General features: G+C 46.5%; 13 protein-coding genes. 5 read left to right on the forward strand and 8 right to left on the reverse strand.

Annotated features, from left to right (window positions below):
* Positions 1-47: 47 nt before the first annotated feature.
* Positions 48-227, reverse strand: a complete 180-nt coding sequence (locus GO755_RS13290) for a hypothetical protein (protein WP_157585473.1) — start codon at positions 225-227, stop codon at positions 48-50.
* Between GO755_RS13290 and GO755_RS13295 the strand changes: the two genes are divergently transcribed.
* Positions 226-1,248 carry a dipeptide epimerase gene (locus GO755_RS13295; protein WP_157585474.1) on the forward strand — a complete coding sequence of 341 codons (1,023 nt, stop codon included), beginning with the start codon at positions 226-228 and terminating at the stop codon, positions 1,246-1,248. The genes GO755_RS13290 and GO755_RS13295 overlap by 2 nt on opposite strands.
* Complete coding sequence (locus GO755_RS13300; protein WP_157585475.1) at positions 1,245-2,360, forward strand: aminotransferase class I/II-fold pyridoxal phosphate-dependent enzyme; 1,116 nt, start codon at positions 1,245-1,247, stop codon at positions 2,358-2,360. Before GO755_RS13295 ends, GO755_RS13300 begins: the two co-directional genes overlap by 4 nt.
* Before the next feature lie 58 nt (positions 2,361-2,418).
* Here the strand turns inward: GO755_RS13300 and GO755_RS13305 are convergent, their stop codons facing one another.
* Genes GO755_RS13305 through GO755_RS13315 form a run of 3 tightly spaced genes read right to left on the reverse strand, consistent with a single transcriptional unit; the run spans position 2,419 to position 4,989 of the window.
* Entirely contained in the window at positions 2,419-3,258 is an 840-nt protein-coding gene (locus GO755_RS13305) for a sugar phosphate isomerase/epimerase family protein (protein ID WP_157585476.1), read from the reverse strand.
* Between the two features lie 47 nt (positions 3,259-3,305).
* A complete protein-coding gene (locus GO755_RS13310) occupies positions 3,306-4,211 on the reverse strand; it encodes a DUF1338 domain-containing protein (RefSeq protein WP_157585477.1) in 906 nt (301 codons plus the stop codon).
* 13 nt (positions 4,212-4,224) lie between these two features.
* Positions 4,225-4,989, reverse strand: a complete 765-nt coding sequence (locus GO755_RS13315; protein ID WP_157585478.1) for an acyl-[acyl-carrier-protein] thioesterase — start codon at positions 4,987-4,989, stop codon at positions 4,225-4,227.
* A gap of 204 nt (positions 4,990-5,193) precedes the next feature.
* Here GO755_RS13315 and GO755_RS13320 point away from each other — a divergent pair, with 204 nt between their 5' ends.
* From GO755_RS13320 to GO755_RS13330, 3 genes are all read left to right on the forward strand, one after another.
* Positions 5,194-5,502, forward strand: a complete 309-nt coding sequence (locus GO755_RS13320) for a response regulator transcription factor (protein WP_157585479.1) — start codon at positions 5,194-5,196, stop codon at positions 5,500-5,502.
* 150 nt (positions 5,503-5,652) lie between these two features.
* Positions 5,653-8,709 carry a hypothetical protein gene (locus GO755_RS13325; RefSeq protein ID WP_227686946.1) on the forward strand — a complete coding sequence of 1,019 codons (3,057 nt, stop codon included), beginning with the start codon at positions 5,653-5,655 and terminating at the stop codon, positions 8,707-8,709.
* Position 8,710: 1 nt separating this feature from the next.
* Positions 8,711-9,256, forward strand: a complete 546-nt coding sequence (locus GO755_RS13330) for a hypothetical protein (RefSeq protein ID WP_157585482.1) — start codon at positions 8,711-8,713, stop codon at positions 9,254-9,256.
* Between the two features lie 153 nt (positions 9,257-9,409).
* On the opposite strand, the gene GO755_RS13335 is transcribed toward GO755_RS13330, so the two are convergent.
* From GO755_RS13335 to GO755_RS13350, 4 genes are all read right to left on the reverse strand, one after another.
* Positions 9,410-12,529: an efflux RND transporter permease subunit gene (locus GO755_RS13335; RefSeq protein WP_157585484.1), complete on the reverse strand. Its 3,120-nt coding sequence runs from the start codon at positions 12,527-12,529 to the stop codon at positions 9,410-9,412.
* Positions 12,530-12,620: 91 nt separating this feature from the next.
* Positions 12,621-13,700 (reverse strand): efflux RND transporter periplasmic adaptor subunit, encoded by a 1,080-nt coding sequence (locus GO755_RS13340; RefSeq protein WP_157585486.1) that lies wholly within the window; start codon positions 13,698-13,700, stop codon positions 12,621-12,623.
* Between the two features lie 77 nt (positions 13,701-13,777).
* Positions 13,778-15,040 (reverse strand): TolC family protein, encoded by a 1,263-nt coding sequence (locus GO755_RS13345; RefSeq protein WP_157585488.1) that lies wholly within the window; start codon positions 15,038-15,040, stop codon positions 13,778-13,780.
* Between the two features lie 216 nt (positions 15,041-15,256).
* Positions 15,257-16,066 (reverse strand): Rossmann-like and DUF2520 domain-containing protein, encoded by an 810-nt coding sequence (locus tag GO755_RS13350; protein WP_157585490.1) that lies wholly within the window; start codon positions 16,064-16,066, stop codon positions 15,257-15,259.
* Positions 16,067-16,070: the final 4 nt, after the last annotated feature.

A 16,070-nucleotide genomic window follows, 5' to 3' on the forward strand; every position in this document is an offset into this window, starting at 1 on the left:
ACTTTTATAAAAACAGATCGCCGGACAACTGTCCGGCGAAACTGCCATCAGGAAGGTGTAGTGGATAAGAGCGATGCTACAAAATTGAGGAATAGAAACTTAGTAGAATAGGGGAAATTAGCCTGAAATTTGAAGGTGAAATAAGCGGTGTTGGATACGGGAATTTTCCCGTATCCAACACCGCTTATTTCACCTTCAGCTATCTTTGTCGAAATCTTCAGATGCATGCAGTTGTTTTTTCACCAGGTTGATCTCCGACTGAACCATACATTTACCATTGCTCACGATAGTCGCGATGTGCAGCCAACGCTTATTGTCGAGCTTCGCGATGGTGCATACCGGGGTTTTGGGGAGGCCACCGCTACACGCTATTACGGAATCACTATTGAGGGTATGGTGGCTGCACTTGAAGCCATCCGCGATCGTATCGAAGCGCATAAACTACTTGATCCTGAGCGGTTTTGGGGCGACATGTACACGCATCTGGTATATAATCCGTTCGCACTCTGTGCGCTTGATCAAGCTGCCTGGGATTTGTGGGCTAAACGTCAGGGCCAGCCACTTTACAAAATCTGGAATCTCGATCCGACTAGTAGCCCCCTGACTGACTACACCATTGGACTTGATTTGCCGGAGAAGATGGTCGAGAAAATGCAGGAACGTCCCTGGCCACTCTATAAAATTAAACTAGGTCGGCCAGAAGAAGATATAAGCCTTGTTCAGACATTACGCCAGCATACTGATGCAGTATTTAGGGTAGATGCGAACTGTGGTTGGTCGCTGGGAGATGCGATTTCTAAGTCGAAGCTATTGCGTGGCTTGGGCGTTGAGTTTATTGAACAACCGCTCCCTGCCGATGATTGGGAAGGTGCCAAACAGGTATATCAAGCGAGCGCTCTACCCATTATTGCTGACGAAAGCTGTATTGTTGAAGCTGATGTTGATCGTTGTGCAGGCTATTTTCATGGCGTTAATATCAAACTGACCAAGTGTGGAGGTATAACACCCGCCCGACGAATGATTGCCCGCGCCCGTGCGTTGGGTTTACAAGTAATGGTAGGTTGCATGACTGAGTCGAGCGTTGGTATTTCGGCCATTGCGCAGTTGCTTCCTTTACTTGATTATGCCGACTTAGACGGAGCCATGCTGATTGCTAACGACCCAGCCATTGGCGTTACATTTGACTATGGTAAAGTCGTTTACGCCAATGAAAATGGCACAGGAGTGCGCCTAGTAACAAGAGAATGAGCGAAAAAGCGAAAGACCGGGCCGACGTTCGGCAAAAGGGTGAAAATTTTGTAATCAGCCACCTTCCAAACCGAACGATAGTTCATGAGGAGAAAGTATATCGTTTTTTTAGTGGTACCGCTTATTTGGGATTACCGCAACATCTGTCTTTCCAACACTTGATGGCGGACGCCATTGGTCGATATGGAACCGTTTTTGGTAGCTCGCGCAACGGCAATGTTCGCCTTGGTATTTATGAAGTAGCCGAAGCGAAGATGGCAGATGCCACTGGTGCTGAGTCTGCATTGACGGTATCGTCTGGTATGATGGCTGGACAGGTCGTTATTAACTGGCTACGTGGACAGAAAGGCACATTTGTGTATGCGCCAGCTGCCCATCCGGCGCTCTGGCATGAACCGGTAGTTGCGTTGCCTTCGATCTCATTTGCCGATTGGACTAATCAACTTTCCCGTCAACTGCAAACCGTTGCTTCTGGACCGGTTTTTATTTTGGCCAATGCCCTAAATGCCGTCCGTTCAGATTATTATGATTTTGATTGGGTCAATGACTTGCCCGACGATCGACCCATTACGCTCGTTGTCGACGATTCGCACGGGTTGGGTGTCCTCAACCAAGGGCGAGGTATTTGGCCACAAATCAGCCATAAATCCAATGTTCAATTGATTGTCACCGCTTCGCTGGCAAAGGCGATGGGCATGCCAGGTGGAGTAATTTTCGGTGAGGCTACTACGTTGACCAATCTTCGCCGAACAGCATTTTTCGGGGCTTGTTCGCCTATGCCTCCCGCAAATTTGGACGTCTACCTGCAGGCAGATGCGTTGTATGCCGAAGGCTATGAGCGACTTCAGCAAAACATCTTGCTGGCCGAGAAACTACTGCTACCAACAAGCTTATTTCGCCATGCGACCGGCTATCCGGTTTTCTTCACGGAACATGATGAGTTGTACAAACACCTGCTTGAAAACGAAATCCTGATATACTCATTCGCTTACCCAACTGCCAATGATCGTGCTAACACACGCATTGTAATCAGTGCGTTTCATACTTCAGAAGATATTCAGGAGTTAGCTGATTCGGTTAATGAGTTTCAACGCAGAGGTCGCAAGGGATAAGGCAAAGATCACAAAGATTCTTTGCGCTACCCTTTGCGACCTCTGCATTGAAACCACTCTATTTCAAACCTTCTAGAAACGCCAGACTTTCGGGCATTTGCTCCATTGAACGCGACGATTCGTCTTCGATGAAAAAATGTTTCACTCCCGATTTTTTTGCCTGTTTCATAATGGCCGCAATACCCACATCGCCCTTACCCAGGACGACATTCGACTCTACATCGGAGTGACCCGTTTGACTGTCGGGGGTACCAGGTTTACGGTCTTTGAGGTGCATTAGCAGGAAGCGTTTGTGGTACTTCTGCAACAGCGCGACGGGGTCATAGCCGGGAGATTTTACCCAAAATACATCCATCTCGAAATTGACCGATTTGGGATCTAGATTTTCGACCAGGTAATCGAAAAATGTGCCGTCTTTATACGTCTGAAATTCGTAGCCATGATTGTGATAACATAAGGTAAGATCGTTACCTGCCAGTAATTTACCCGCAGTATTAAATACATCGATGGCCCGGTCGGCATCCTGTATCGTAAACGCATCGCCAGCGTGGGGAATCCAGGTGCAGACGATATACTTTACACCTAAAGCCTTAGCTTCGGCAATAATTTTGGGCACGTTCGAATCTAAATCTTCGAAACTTGCTCCGGTGCTGATAGCTTTAATGCCATTCTGATCCAGTAATTTACGGAAATCAGGTAAGCTAAGTCCGTAGGTTCCGGCAATTTCAGCCTCCCGAAAACCCATTTGTTTCACCTTTGCCATCGTACCCGGAACATCTTGTGCAAACTGGGTACGAAAGCTGTACAGTTGCAGACCAACCGGCGCGGGTTTTTGCGCCAGTGCTACCAGACTACATAAGAGTAGGCCAGCGAGTAGAAAAGTAGCGTTAGCTTTCATGAATGGAGGGTTTAAGGATGGTTTCAAGTTAAACCTGAAACAGTAAACTATCTACCTGTTTGGGTCGTAAACGTACTTTCGAAAATCTTGTCGGCATTGCCTGTTTCAAAACCTTCGCGTCGGTGCTGACGAGTAATCTGATCGATGGGTAAGTCGCGAAACGGAGGTAATACACGTCGTTCGGCAAATTCCACGTAAGAACCCGCAATCCGGAATGTAGCTCCACCGGCAAATTCGGCATCAATCATCTGCGCTATAGTAGAGGCTTGCCGCAAATCACCGTCTGGGCTAACTTTTATAGTGCCTCCTGCCGAGTTGAGTCGAAAACCCCGGTTTTCCAGAAAGGCGACAAATTCGTCGATGGTATTATAACCTGCTTTGAGGTTATGAACGCTGATTGTAAAATGATTCAGGTAATAGCGGTTATAAATTACCCAGGCGGCATACTCGCTTTCTGCCAATAGGGTTTGATAATCAGCTAGAGTGGGTGTTTCCCAGAGAGGTTGATGTAGAAACTGATCGACGGCGTCGGCATTGTCCAGATCCAGCGAATCAACTGGATCGCTCGTTACCGTGTCGGTATACCGATGAATGATCTGCTGAGCTTCCTCAGAGAGTTCATGCACGCGCAGTTCACTGGCGAAAATGCGCGGATAATGTGGCTCTGGTGGGCTGTACCAATAGGCCGTTAATTTCTTTCCAGTGAAATTGAATTCGTCTCGTTTCTCATAACCATAATGAAGGAAAATCTTCTCGAACGATGCGATACCGAGATTGGGTACACCCATTGTCCGGAAGGCAATGTGGTCGTTTTCAATCTCGCCTGGCGATTGAATAATGCCTTCGTTAAGCATGGCATTAATAACATTCTGCACATCGGGAACGCGCTCGCTGTATCGGCGCATCAGACCACCTAGTACGCCATCGAGCGTTTGAGTTGGTGAAGTAGTCATAATTGAGGATCGGTTAATTATCTTCCCAAATGCTTCTTGCCTGTAGTACATCTTTACCCGTTTCGGGGTAAATAATCCGGTGCAGGAAGGCCGTTGGAGTCTCAGCTACCGACTGTATCTGCAATTGGTCGCGCCAGTGGCTTTCGGCCCGGTAAACTAAATCAATTTCGGCTAATTTCCGCGTTTGCAGTATCTCACTATCAACGGCTTCGATAAGCCATTCGACATAGGCCACGTTATTGACGTGCTGATTCTGGTCGATGCTTAGCCAGCCTACTTCTATGTTTTTTGTCTGGGTTGGGTCAAAGTCAGTTGCCTGAAAAATAGGTCTGGACGATAGTTTTGCCAGGGGGGTAACAGTCGTTTGGGGAATATCCGCTGGCAGGCTCAGGCTACGGATAAAATCAGGCAGCGATACCATGGCTCGCTTTTCCATACTAAAAACGAGCCATGTGCTGGTCGCATCGGCCAGCAAGGTTCCGTCTTCGGCCAAGACCTGAAACTCACGATAGATAAAATATTTCTCAACCTCAGTAGGGTAGGTTAGTAGCTGAATAGTCTGGCCATAGCGAGGATACTCGTGCATTCGAAGCCGGAAGCGCATCAGCATCCAGCCAAATCCCCGCGCTGCCAAATCAGCAATCCCAATGCCATACTCAATTGCATTTCGATTCGCCGATTCCTGCATCAGGTTCATCAGAGCCGAAATATTCATTCGCCCGAAAGCGTCGCACTCATAACCGCGCAACGTAAAGGTATCAGTCTGGATAAATGCCATGCCATAAAGGTACAACTAAGCTTGAGTCACGCGCCAATCTGTGAAACCGTTAATGTAAAGACTCGCTTTTCGGGTAATTAAGCCCCAGGGGGTAACGCTTTTTAAATCTATCAAGTAGGTTTTTCTTGCATATTGGTTTATTTATAAATTGATTATTGATATTAAAAAAAATGTTTACATATTGATATAGCTCTCCTCCTCACAATGCAACTACTCCACCGTTCTCCTAAGCAAATTTTTGAGCCCTCTGATGCTTTTTGCCTGAACCAGGGGCTTTCTGACCTAACTCGTTGTGAATGGAAAATTTTACTACACGTAGCCACTGATCTGACAAACCTTGAAATCGCGGAAAAACTTTGCCTGACCCCAAAAAGCGTTGAAAACTACCGCACGCGCATCGGGACTAAACTGGATTTGAAAGGTTGGCATAAATTGGCAAAGTTTGCCCGCAAGCATGCTGATGAATTAAGGCGATGTTATCAACAGGAAATGGGAAAACTACCTCCGAAATAGAGTTACTTATCAAAAACTGAGGGGTTTTCCCTCTTTCACCGAGTATATCAGCGGAATACCTTTGACACAGAAAAAGCCCCACGACAGTTTGGCGACCGGACGCGGGGCTTTGAGCAGTTCAATGTTTCACCATTAAACATGTCAAATGTAGTGAAAATTTTACTCAAATCTACTGATTTCCAGCGAGCTATTGTGGCGACAATACTGCTGATTTTTACATCAATTATGACAACATGGGCGCAGTGCTCAGTCAGTAGTCCGAATGGTTCAGTGGATTATGCCAACTGCAACAGTGTGGGTGGCTGGGCTTTCAATGGGGCTAACCTGAATCAGCCGGTCATCATCGATATCTATGTGGATGGCGTTAAAACCTATTCGGGGATCACAGCCAATGGCGACCGGCAAGATTTAGTAACCGCCTTCGGCAGCTCAGCGGCTCGATATCATGGTTTCAGCTATAGCTTTCCAGCTACTGCTCCTTGGAAAAATGGACAGAATCATGCCATTTCAGTACGTATTTGCGGAGCAAACAGTGATATAGGTGGATCGCCTAAAACCGTCAGTGGGTGTACCGGTGGAACCCAACCGCCTGTCTCAACAGGCAATTGTCCGTACACCGAGGGCCAATTTTTGTTCACCACCAGTTGGGGCGAATCGGTCTATGCCCATTATTACAATGGTAGCTTATTCGCTGCCTATCAGGATGGGGGCAATTTTAGGCCGCAACATTGGTTGGTGGCCACTGGCTTGATGGCCAGCAGCACCGCCAGTTGTTTTGCCGAGAACGATCCGCATACAACTACAACACCAACCCCACCGACTACGACCACCACTACCACACCGACCACACCAGCAGGTGCTAATCTAGCAGGCAATCTGGATGGGGCCGAGTGTACGGGTATTGGTGGTTGGGTGATGAATCGAAATGCAACCAATCAGTCCACTAAATTTGATGTGTACATCAATGGTCAGTTAGCCGCTTCCAATGTTTTAGCTAGTAATAGCCGACAGGATGTATCCAATGCCTTTGGTGTTTCTGGTTACAATGCCTTTGGCTTTAGTTGGTCAATCCCTGCCCAGTATAAGAATGGGTCGGCCCTAAGCATTTCAGTACGATACGCTGACACTACTACTGATATTCCGGGTAGCCCCAAAACAACAGCCGCGTGTCAGGGGTCGGGCAATCCAACAACGCCAACAACTACTAATCCAACAACTTCGCCCGCACAGGCAGGCAGCAACTTCGCGGGTAATCTGGATGGAGCCGACTGTAGCGGTATTGGTGGCTGGGTCGTAAACAAAAATACCCCCCAGCAATCCACCAAGTTTGATGTATATATAAATGGTTGGTTGGTGGCTGTTGGTGTACCAGCTACCAATAGCCGTCAGGATGTAGCAAATGCACTGGGTATTTCGGGGTACAATGCCTTCGGTTTCTATATGCCATTACCTGCTAAGTATAAGACAGGTAGTGCTATGACGATTTCTGTCAAATATTCTGGTACCCAAACGAATATTCCGGGTAGCCCCAAAACAACAGCCGCTTGCCTGATCAATCCATTAGGCTGTAATGGAGATGGGGCGGCTAGAGTTGCTTATGCAGAGTCAATAACTCATACTCATTCTGGAGGAGTGGCGCTACAAGTAGGAAAGGGAGGTAGTTCGCGTGTTTCTTCCTTAACGAGCAAGTTAATTCCTGTGCGACAGGGATCCACCTATTCGCTAGATGTATATGCTTATACACCTAGCATACAACGACCAAGTTTAGCACCTCAGATTACAGCAGCAGTAGCAGGCGGAGCATTGGCAGGGGCTAGCCTTTTACAACAACCAACTGCTCCTGATCAACGTAGTTCACTTAGCCAAAAAGTCCCTATCCTTGGCGTTAGTACATCACTGATAGCTCCACTTGTTAAATCGCTCATAACCAAACGACTGCCTAGGTCTAGCATGGAATTGGCTTTTTATAATCAATATGGTAAATTTATATATCGCCAACAGATTGATATTAGTAAGGATGCTCGTTCAGCCTGGCAATTACTACATATTGAGGGGTATACCCAGGAGACTGGTTATGTAGCGGTGCGCTTACAGAACCTGAGTAAAACGCCAGTCTGGTTCGATGATATTTCATTTCATACTGTCCAACTACCTCGATCCAGTTCGGTTAATAAGGGTCTTTTTGTTCCCAAAACTACCACCTCTATCAGTGCTTTTGCGCCACAGCAGTCAATTAATACGGAAAGCCTTTATCGAAACTGTACACAAGAGGCTCCTGTTGACGGAGGCTGGCTGAATGTGGATGTGACCGTGAGAGGTTATAGTAATGATGGCAGTGTAAATTGGGGTTGGATTTCAGGGCCAGACAGTGGAAGTATAATAGGCCCTGTTGGCAGTACTGGTGGTGGGAGTGGTGGTTCAAGCAGTACGGCCACGTTTGTACCCTATAATGCTCCTAAGGATACAGTAGCGACCGGTGTATCGACGACTGGTACATTGACGAAAGGCCAAGTCTATAACTCGCCTACGGGAGCGACTTATATTTGGGATGGCAAAAGTTGGTGTATTGCTATAGCCGAAGTCGAAGTGAAAGGCAAGCGCCCAACCAACCCAACTAATGAGCAGTTTTATTTCTATACTGACCCTGATTTTGGCTATACCACAGTGTATGAATACATCAGTGGGCGTTGGACTATGCCGATGGTGAATTTTGACGTTAATAGTTTACCTAAGCCAAAATTTTTAAGTGAGCCCTTATGTAAGACCTTGAATAACATTTGGCGCCAGAGTTTTGATATAAATGGAGACCCAATGATTGAGAATATGCTGTTAGTTACTGATAAAGGAACATTAGTTTTACCAACCTCAGGGCAAGACTGTTCGGGAACTTATCATGCTAATAAGGTCAACGAGTCTTGGCCTGAGTATTATGGTGACTTTATTACTCTTATGGATGGTAATGGTAACAAAAGTACAGCCCTTGATTTATGCGATGGAACAAGAGTTATTATTTATAGCGCTATACATACTCATCCAAGTACTGCTATTGGAAACCCTTTGCAACCTAGCCCCGGCGACATAAATTTTGCCAGAAGCAATCCCGGAGTGAATACATACATTCTAGCCAATGATGGCTTATGGAATTATGATACTGATGGCCATTTGAACCTAAATGAGTCCAGAAGTCAACTTAATAACTGTAATTGATATGTTTAAAGCCACAATATATCTCCTTCTGTCTTGGGTTGCCCTAGAATCAATTCAGGCTCAAAGTCAATTAGAAAGACTTTTGAAGCACAAAGATTTTAAGCCAGTTTTGGCAGAGCATCTCAAAGAAGTCAACGCTTTATCCAAAGCAGGAATACCTAATGTTTCTGTTCTATTATTTAAACCTAGTGCGGACACAGTAACCGTTTATCTCACGGTTATGTCATATTTGATCGAAGTCAAAGAAAATTTACCCACTAGCTTTACTACAGTAAATGGCCAACCATTTCTTATTTATGACGGCTCTGAATTGCTTATTGATGACAAACAACGGTGGTTTGAGACAGTAAAAATGTTCGTCGGCAAACACCTTTGCGATAACCTCAAATATAGAGAATTACTAAAACAGCCAGGTCCAAAAGAACTTCGTGTGCCCTGTAATTATATCTATGATGCAACGGTAGAGAAATTGATTTTTAATGCAGAGAAGTTAATAAACCGCAAAATAGTAAATAATATACCTTATTATTTAAAGTGGCATAACTAATAGTAGTTATTTAGTCTATTTAGTAGTTATTAATTTACTACTAAATAGACTATTTTAATTTAATATTTCTGTTATTGCCCCATTTTGTGAATGAATTTTGGTTGGAGTTTAATTTTTACTGACTCACGTTTATAGGTTTAGAATACTATCACCCTACGCCACAGCCAACCCCTTATGATGCGCCACGTTCTGGCGATAAAACATGCGGTAAATAATCGGGAAAATAAGCAGCGTGAGTATAGTAGCTGTAATCAGTCCGCCAATCACGACAATGGCCAGTGGCTTTTGCGTTTCAGAGCCAATGCCCGTTGAGACGGCAGCTGGCAACAGACCAATAGCGGCCATAAGCGCGGTCATGATTACAGGTCGAATCCGCGTCTGAACACCTTCCCGAATAGCTTCGTCAATAGGCATTTTGTTCTGCCGATTCGTATTGAAAACCGAAATCAGGATAACGCCATTCTGTACACAAATACCGAACAAGGCAATGAAGCCTACTCCTGCCGAAATGCCGAAGTTCATGCCTGTTACGTGCAGCGCCAGAATGCCTCCAATCAAGGCAAAAGGCACATTGAGCAATACCAGACCTGCATCTTTCACATTGCCAAACAGGACGAACAGGATCACGAAAATAGCCGCCAGACTTAGTGGAACGACCTGCCCCAGTCGTTTGGTGGCCCGAACCTGATTCTCAAACTCGCCGGTCCAGTTGATAGCATACCCTTTGGGCAAGTTTTTCAAGGCTGCATTGACCCGTTGCTGAGCATCGGCAATGGTGCTACCCAAATCGCGTTCCCGCACCGAAAACTTGACGCCAATAAAGCGTTTGTTGTTGTCGCGGTACACGAAAGCAGGCCCAGTTACCTCACGGATAGTCGCAATTTCACGTAATGGAATTTTGCTGCCCCGTAGCGTTGGCACCATCAGGCGCATAATGTCGTCTTCGGTTTTACGGTAGCTCTCGCCATAGCGGAGACGAATATCGAATTTACGTTCCCCTTCGTACAGGATCGACGCTGTTTTACCGCCAATAGCCATTTCGATAACGGCTTGCGCATCGGCTGTCGATACACCATAAAGCGCCATCTTCTGATCATGAAACAGTACACTGATTTCAGGCTGACCAATGTTGCGTAGAATACCCACATCTTTTACTCCCGGTACGTCGCGGATGGAAGCAATAACGGTATTGGCCAGTTTGTTGAGCGTATTGAGATCATCGCCAAAGATTTTTACGGCATTACTGGCGTTCATACCTGCCACTGCTTCGGCTACGTTGTCGATGATAGGTTGCGAGTAGTTGTAATTAATACCCTGAAACTGCTTCAATCGTCCATCCATTTCCTCGATCAACTGGTCGGTGGTAATGTGTCGTTTCCATTCATCTTTAGGTTTTAGGTTTACCTGCATCTGCACATAATAAAACCCCGATGGATCGGTACCATCATTGGATCGGCCGGTTTGTGATAGCACACCGTTTACCTCCGGGAAATCCATCAGTTTTTGCCGCAGTATCCGTACCATACCGACTGTCTGATTCAGCGAACTGCTCATGGGCAATTTAGCCTCCACCCACAAGGCGCCCTCATTGAGCGTTGGCAAAAATTCTGTACCGAGCAGGCTGGCCGATAGAAATGTAACAGCCATGAATACTACGGCGGCTAACAGACTGAGCCGCCGGTTGGCGTAACATTTGCTAAAGCCCGCCATCACAATCCGATTGAAGAAATTAACCAGCGGATTGTTTTTCTCCCGCACATTTTTCTTCAACAGAATCGAACAGAGCAATGGTACCAGCGTTAGGGTGAACAGCAACGCACCCAACAACGCAAAACCGAGGGTCCACGCCAGGGGCGAAAACATCTTGCCTTCTACTTTCTGGAATGAAAAAATAGGGAGTAAAGCCGTGATAATGATCAATTTGGAGAAGAAAACGGCTTTGCCTAACTCGCCCCCCGTTTTCTTGATCAACCCCATTTTTGCCATTCGGTTGTACTTCGTCATCCCCACCTTGTGGGCCAGGTGATCAAGTGAAACGAAGATGCCTTCGACCATGACGACAGCTCCATCGATGATGATACCAAAATCGACCGCACCCATCGATAGCAGATTGGCCGACATGCCTCGTAGCTTCAGACACATGAAAGCAAACAGCAATGCCAACGGAATTATCATGGAAACGATGATCGTTGTACGCCAGTCGGCCATAAACAGGAACACAATCACGGTAACCAGAATAATGCCTTCGGTGAGGTTGTGCAGAACCGTTTTCGTACAGAAACTAATCAGATTATCGCGGTCATAGAACGTCACCATCTTCACATCGGAGGGAAGAATGCGGCTATTCAATTCTGCGATTTTGTCTTTGACGCGGGCCAGTACTTCGCTCGGATTCTCGTTTTTGCGCATTACAACAATGCCTTCTACTACGTCATCATCGTTATTCAAACCAACCTGACCCACACGCGGGAGGTTTGATTCAGCGACTTCTGCGACGTTTTTGACAAGCACGGGATTGCCGTCTAAATCCTCTACGATCAGATTTTCAATGTCCTGAATGGATGTGAGTAGGCCAATACCGCGCACAACATAGGCTTGCCCATTGCGTTCGATGACATCACCCCCTACGTTAATGTTACTGCGCGTAACGGCCTGATACACTTCCAATGGGGTAATGTCGTACTTGGCCAGCTGGGTTGGATTAACCCGGATTTCGTAACTCTTTTCCCGCCCGCCAAAGGCTACCACATCGGCCACGCCCGATACCGAACGGAGCTGGCGATCAATGACCCAGTTATGTAGTGTAAGCAGTTCGCGACTGTCGCGGGAGGGTGATTTGAGTGTAAAACGAAAAATCTCACCCGTTGGACCATAGGGGGGCTGCACGTCGGGCTCTACGCCATCCGGCAGCGATACGGTTCGAAGTTGATTATTTACCTGCTGCCGGGCAAAAAAGTCCTCGACATCGTCTTCAAAAATGATTTTGATAATGCTCAGTCCAAACATCGTGATGGAGCGAACATTTGTTTTTCGTTGTACCGAACTCATTGATATTTCAATTGGTACGGTCACAAATCGCTCGATTTCCTCTGCCGAACGACCATTCCATTCGGTTACTACAATGATTTGGGTATTGGTTACGTCGGGAAAGGCTTCGAGGGGTACATTAAGATAACTGACTATACCGGCCACAATCAGCCCGATAGTCATGAAAAAGATGAAAAAGCGGTTCTTTAGGGAGAAACCGACGACATCGCGGATGAACTTGTTCATAAGGGCGTAGGGGAAGGAGCTTGGTGCAAGGAGCAGGGCGCAGGGACACTAGTTCATTGTCCCCTGCACCTCGCTCCCTACGCCAAGCTTTTTAATCGTTAATGGCGTCGTAGACCAGTAATTGATTTTTCGAAATGACTCGCTCGCCCGGTTTCAGGCCCGTTTTTATATAAGCAACGTCACCAATAGTCTTGAGGACATTTACCTCGCGCGTATCGATGTCAGAACGTCCCCGGAAAACCATGACGTAATGTTTCGACTGGTCGAAAATGACTGAGCCTGCGGGGACTGTGGCTAACTTTCCGCCATCTTCGTAGCGTAGCGTAACTGTCGCGTGCATTTCAGGACGGAGTTTCATGGCCTTGTTATTCAGGCGAATCCGTACGGTCATCGCTTTGGTGCCGGGGTCTAGTACCGTATAGATCTTGTCGACCTGTCCCTTGAAGAGTTCGTCAGGGTAACTCAGGGTTTGTATGGAAGCCTCCATACCCATTCGTACCCGCCCAATGTCACTTTCATTGACATTGGCCAGTACCCATACCTCGCTGATCTGGCCAATGGTAAACAGGTTGCCCGCGTTGTCGGAACGAAGTTGTGTACCCCGGTTAACATTTTTCTCGATGACATAGCCATCGATAGGGGCTTTTACGGTGTATATTGATGTTTTACCGATGCCATATATTTTAGAAACTTCCTCGACTCGGTTCGACTCGGCCTGCGCTTTTTCGACTTCTTTCTGAGCCGCAACCACTTCGCGCTGTGATGTAAGTTTAGTCTCAAACAAATCCTGGGCTACCCGCAGATTTTTCTCGGCCAGCAGCAGATCTGAGCGAGCCTGGATACTTTGCCGTTCTATATCGGCTACTTCGCCCGATCGAATGGAGGCCAGCGTTTGACCTTTGTGGACGTAATCACCCAATTCTACCTTTACATCTTCTACATTACCACCCACCAGTGGGTACACCTTAATCACCCGATTTTCGTCGGCCATGACTTTGCCAACCAGCGTTAGTTCACTTCGAACAGGTTGCATAACCACACTATCGAGGTGAATCCGATGCATCATCGTATCGGAGAGCATAAACGCTTTTTCTTCTTCCTGTGCTGGCTTAGGCCCACACGAGAGTATGAAGGCCAGGCAACTGAGTAGCAAAAAAATAGTGATTTTCATTGTCGTTTCGGACGTCTTGTTCGGCTATGTAAGGGTCGTTAATTACTAATTATCGCTACCGAACGAGACGGCTGGCGCTATCTGAATAAATCATCTCCAACAAGGTAATTCAGTTCTTCGTAGGCACTGATTCGGTCGGCTTTTAGGCGGTTGAGCTGACGAATACTATCGTTGTAGGACTCAATCAGGTCGACAAATTCAATTAAGGTCAGGTTACCTTTCTGGAAACTGATAATGACCCCTCGGTTCAGCTCGTCGAACTGATCGGTAAACGAACGTTCGATGGACTGTACCCGCCGTTCTACTTCCCTAACTTTTTGTAAGGAGGTAGCTACTTCATTTCCTACCTGAACGGCCTTCTGGCGTTGCAGCTGGCTCTGGTAGTTAATCTGACTTCGAGCTGCCCGAATGGCCCCCTGATTGCGGTTGAAAACTGGAATGTCGGCCGAAACAGACAGGCCGACGTAGTTCTGAATGTAACTCCCAGCCTGGTCATAAGTACCGCCCACCCGTAAGTCTGGAACAGCCAATGCTTTTTGCAGGTTATAATTCAGTTCTGCCTGCCGGATAAGCGATTCAGACGCTTTCAAATCCGGCCGATTGCGTAGAGCCATTTGCTGGAGTGTATCATCGGGTTGAGTTGGCAGATGATAACGCGGTAGTGTTGCATCTCTAACCAGTGGCTGAATGGGTTGATCAACAGATAATAACGTTCGTAATGCCCGCTGATCATCAGCCAGTTGGAAGACAATTTCTGTTCGGTCGTTATTGAGTTGAAAGAGCAGCGCCTTAAGTCGAAGCAACTCGCGAAGTGAAATATTATTCCGTTCGTACTGCTTTTCATACGCCGATACGGTAGTTTCCAGCGTAGCGATTTGCTGATTGAATCGATTCAGGGTCAGCTGCTGGAAATAAATAGAGTAAAACCGACTCCGCAAATCGAAGCGTAGGCCACGGAGCAAATCCAGTAATTCTAATTCGGTCAGATGGGCCGCTTCAGATGCCAGCGCAATACGCTTATTGCGTTTACCGGCAGTATACAGTAACTGCTGCACCGAAATGATTTTCTCTCCCTGCTTCCCTACATCCAATACCCGTCGAGTTTCGTTGTTGAAGGAACTAACCTCCAGCGTTACGTTAGGATTGTCATATAAACTGGCTTGTAGTACCTGTGCCTGACCGGCATCGATCCGAAATCGTTCGGCCAGTAACAGTAAATTGTTTTTGACAAACAAGCTATCGGCCTGTCGAAGGGTTACATGAAGTGAATCCTGCGCTTGTGCAGGTTTGGCATGCAGAAAAAGAAGAGTACTAATTAAAAAGATCAGCAGTAGCCGCATGAGTTGACATTAACAGGGCTACAAATATCTTTAACCTATATTAAATAGGACTTAAAATAGCATTAAAGGGAGTTTATAAAAAGATTAGAAAATTATTAGAATCCCTATTGAGGCCTGGATTCCCGGTTTTTGCTATATAGAATTAATTCAACCCATACTAATTTTAATCTAATAGATTAGTAGCAAAACAATAGAATCTAAATTTTGCAGTGAACCTCAATGGTCTCTATTTTTATAATACCGTTGAATACTTTCAGTTAGTACCTGATATACCTCGGATACGTGCGGTTGATTGCTAAGATAAGCTAAATGAGCATCGATTGTCGTCAAATCTCCCCGTCGGGCTGGACCAGTTTGCACGTCGGCGGGATTATGCGCAGCTAACCCCTTGCGAAAGGTTTCTGCAATGATTGGTCTGAGTAAATCAAACTCCAGACCCTCCTGTGTGGTCAGGTCATGGGCGAGAGCGAGCAAATGATTCGTGAAATTGCAGGCCAATACACCGCCAATATGCAGTGTTCGGCGTTCGCTGGACGTTATTAAATAGACAATATCACTAATGTCCTGACCCAACTGAACCAATGCCTCTTCCGTACCAGGATCGGAGGCTTCTATACAGAGGGGGATTTCTTCAAAGGCCAAAAATGATTGACCTTTGGTAAAGGTTTGTAACGGATAAAAAACACCCGTCTGAACAGGAACGTCACTGTAAATAGCCATCCAATGCGCTAACGATTGTAACGATTGCCCGCCTGACGTATGCACAATCATAGCATTTTCGGGCAATACCAATCGCGAGCAGACATCTTCGAGCGCTTGGTCAGAGACAGCCAGCACAAACAAATGGGATGGACTATCCGCAAAATTTAATTCAGAATGGGTGCGGGCGTCATACAGATTACTGACTAACTGGCGAGAATGCTGAAGCTGACGGCTATACACCTCATTGATATGATGCCCTGCATTCTCAAGAGCTGGTGCGAGATGCCAGGCAAGGTTACCGGCGCCGATAAACGAAATTTCCATAGTC

This window comes from Spirosoma arboris, from assembly GCF_009754945.1.
GTDB classification, from domain to species: Bacteria; Bacteroidota; Bacteroidia; order Cytophagales; family Spirosomataceae; genus Spirosoma; species Spirosoma arboris.

Excerpts from the sequence above, each read along its gene's own strand:
- GO755_RS13295 (WP_157585474.1), top strand. The coding sequence starts at position 226 with ATGCAGTTGTTTTTTCACCAGGTTGATCTCCGACTGAACCATACATTT.
- GO755_RS13290 (WP_157585473.1), bottom strand. The coding sequence starts at position 227 with ATGCATCTGAAGATTTCGACAAAGATAGCTGAAGGTGAAATAAGCGGT.
- GO755_RS13300 (WP_157585475.1), top strand. The coding sequence starts at position 1,245 with ATGAGCGAAAAAGCGAAAGACCGGGCCGACGTTCGGCAAAAGGGTGAA.
- GO755_RS13305 (WP_157585476.1), bottom strand. The coding sequence starts at position 3,258 with ATGAAAGCTAACGCTACTTTTCTACTCGCTGGCCTACTCTTATGTAGT.
- GO755_RS13310 (WP_157585477.1), bottom strand. The coding sequence starts at position 4,211 with ATGACTACTTCACCAACTCAAACGCTCGATGGCGTACTAGGTGGTCTG.
- GO755_RS13315 (WP_157585478.1), bottom strand. The coding sequence starts at position 4,989 with ATGGCATTTATCCAGACTGATACCTTTACGTTGCGCGGTTATGAGTGC.
- GO755_RS13320 (WP_157585479.1), top strand. The coding sequence starts at position 5,194 with ATGCAACTACTCCACCGTTCTCCTAAGCAAATTTTTGAGCCCTCTGAT.
- GO755_RS13330 (WP_157585482.1), top strand. The coding sequence starts at position 8,711 with ATGTTTAAAGCCACAATATATCTCCTTCTGTCTTGGGTTGCCCTAGAA.
- GO755_RS13335 (WP_157585484.1), bottom strand. The coding sequence starts at position 12,529 with ATGAACAAGTTCATCCGCGATGTCGTCGGTTTCTCCCTAAAGAACCGC.
- GO755_RS13340 (WP_157585486.1), bottom strand. The coding sequence starts at position 13,700 with ATGAAAATCACTATTTTTTTGCTACTCAGTTGCCTGGCCTTCATACTC.
- GO755_RS13345 (WP_157585488.1), bottom strand. The coding sequence starts at position 15,040 with ATGCGGCTACTGCTGATCTTTTTAATTAGTACTCTTCTTTTTCTGCAT.
- GO755_RS13350 (WP_157585490.1), bottom strand. The coding sequence starts at position 16,066 with ATGGAAATTTCGTTTATCGGCGCCGGTAACCTTGCCTGGCATCTCGCA.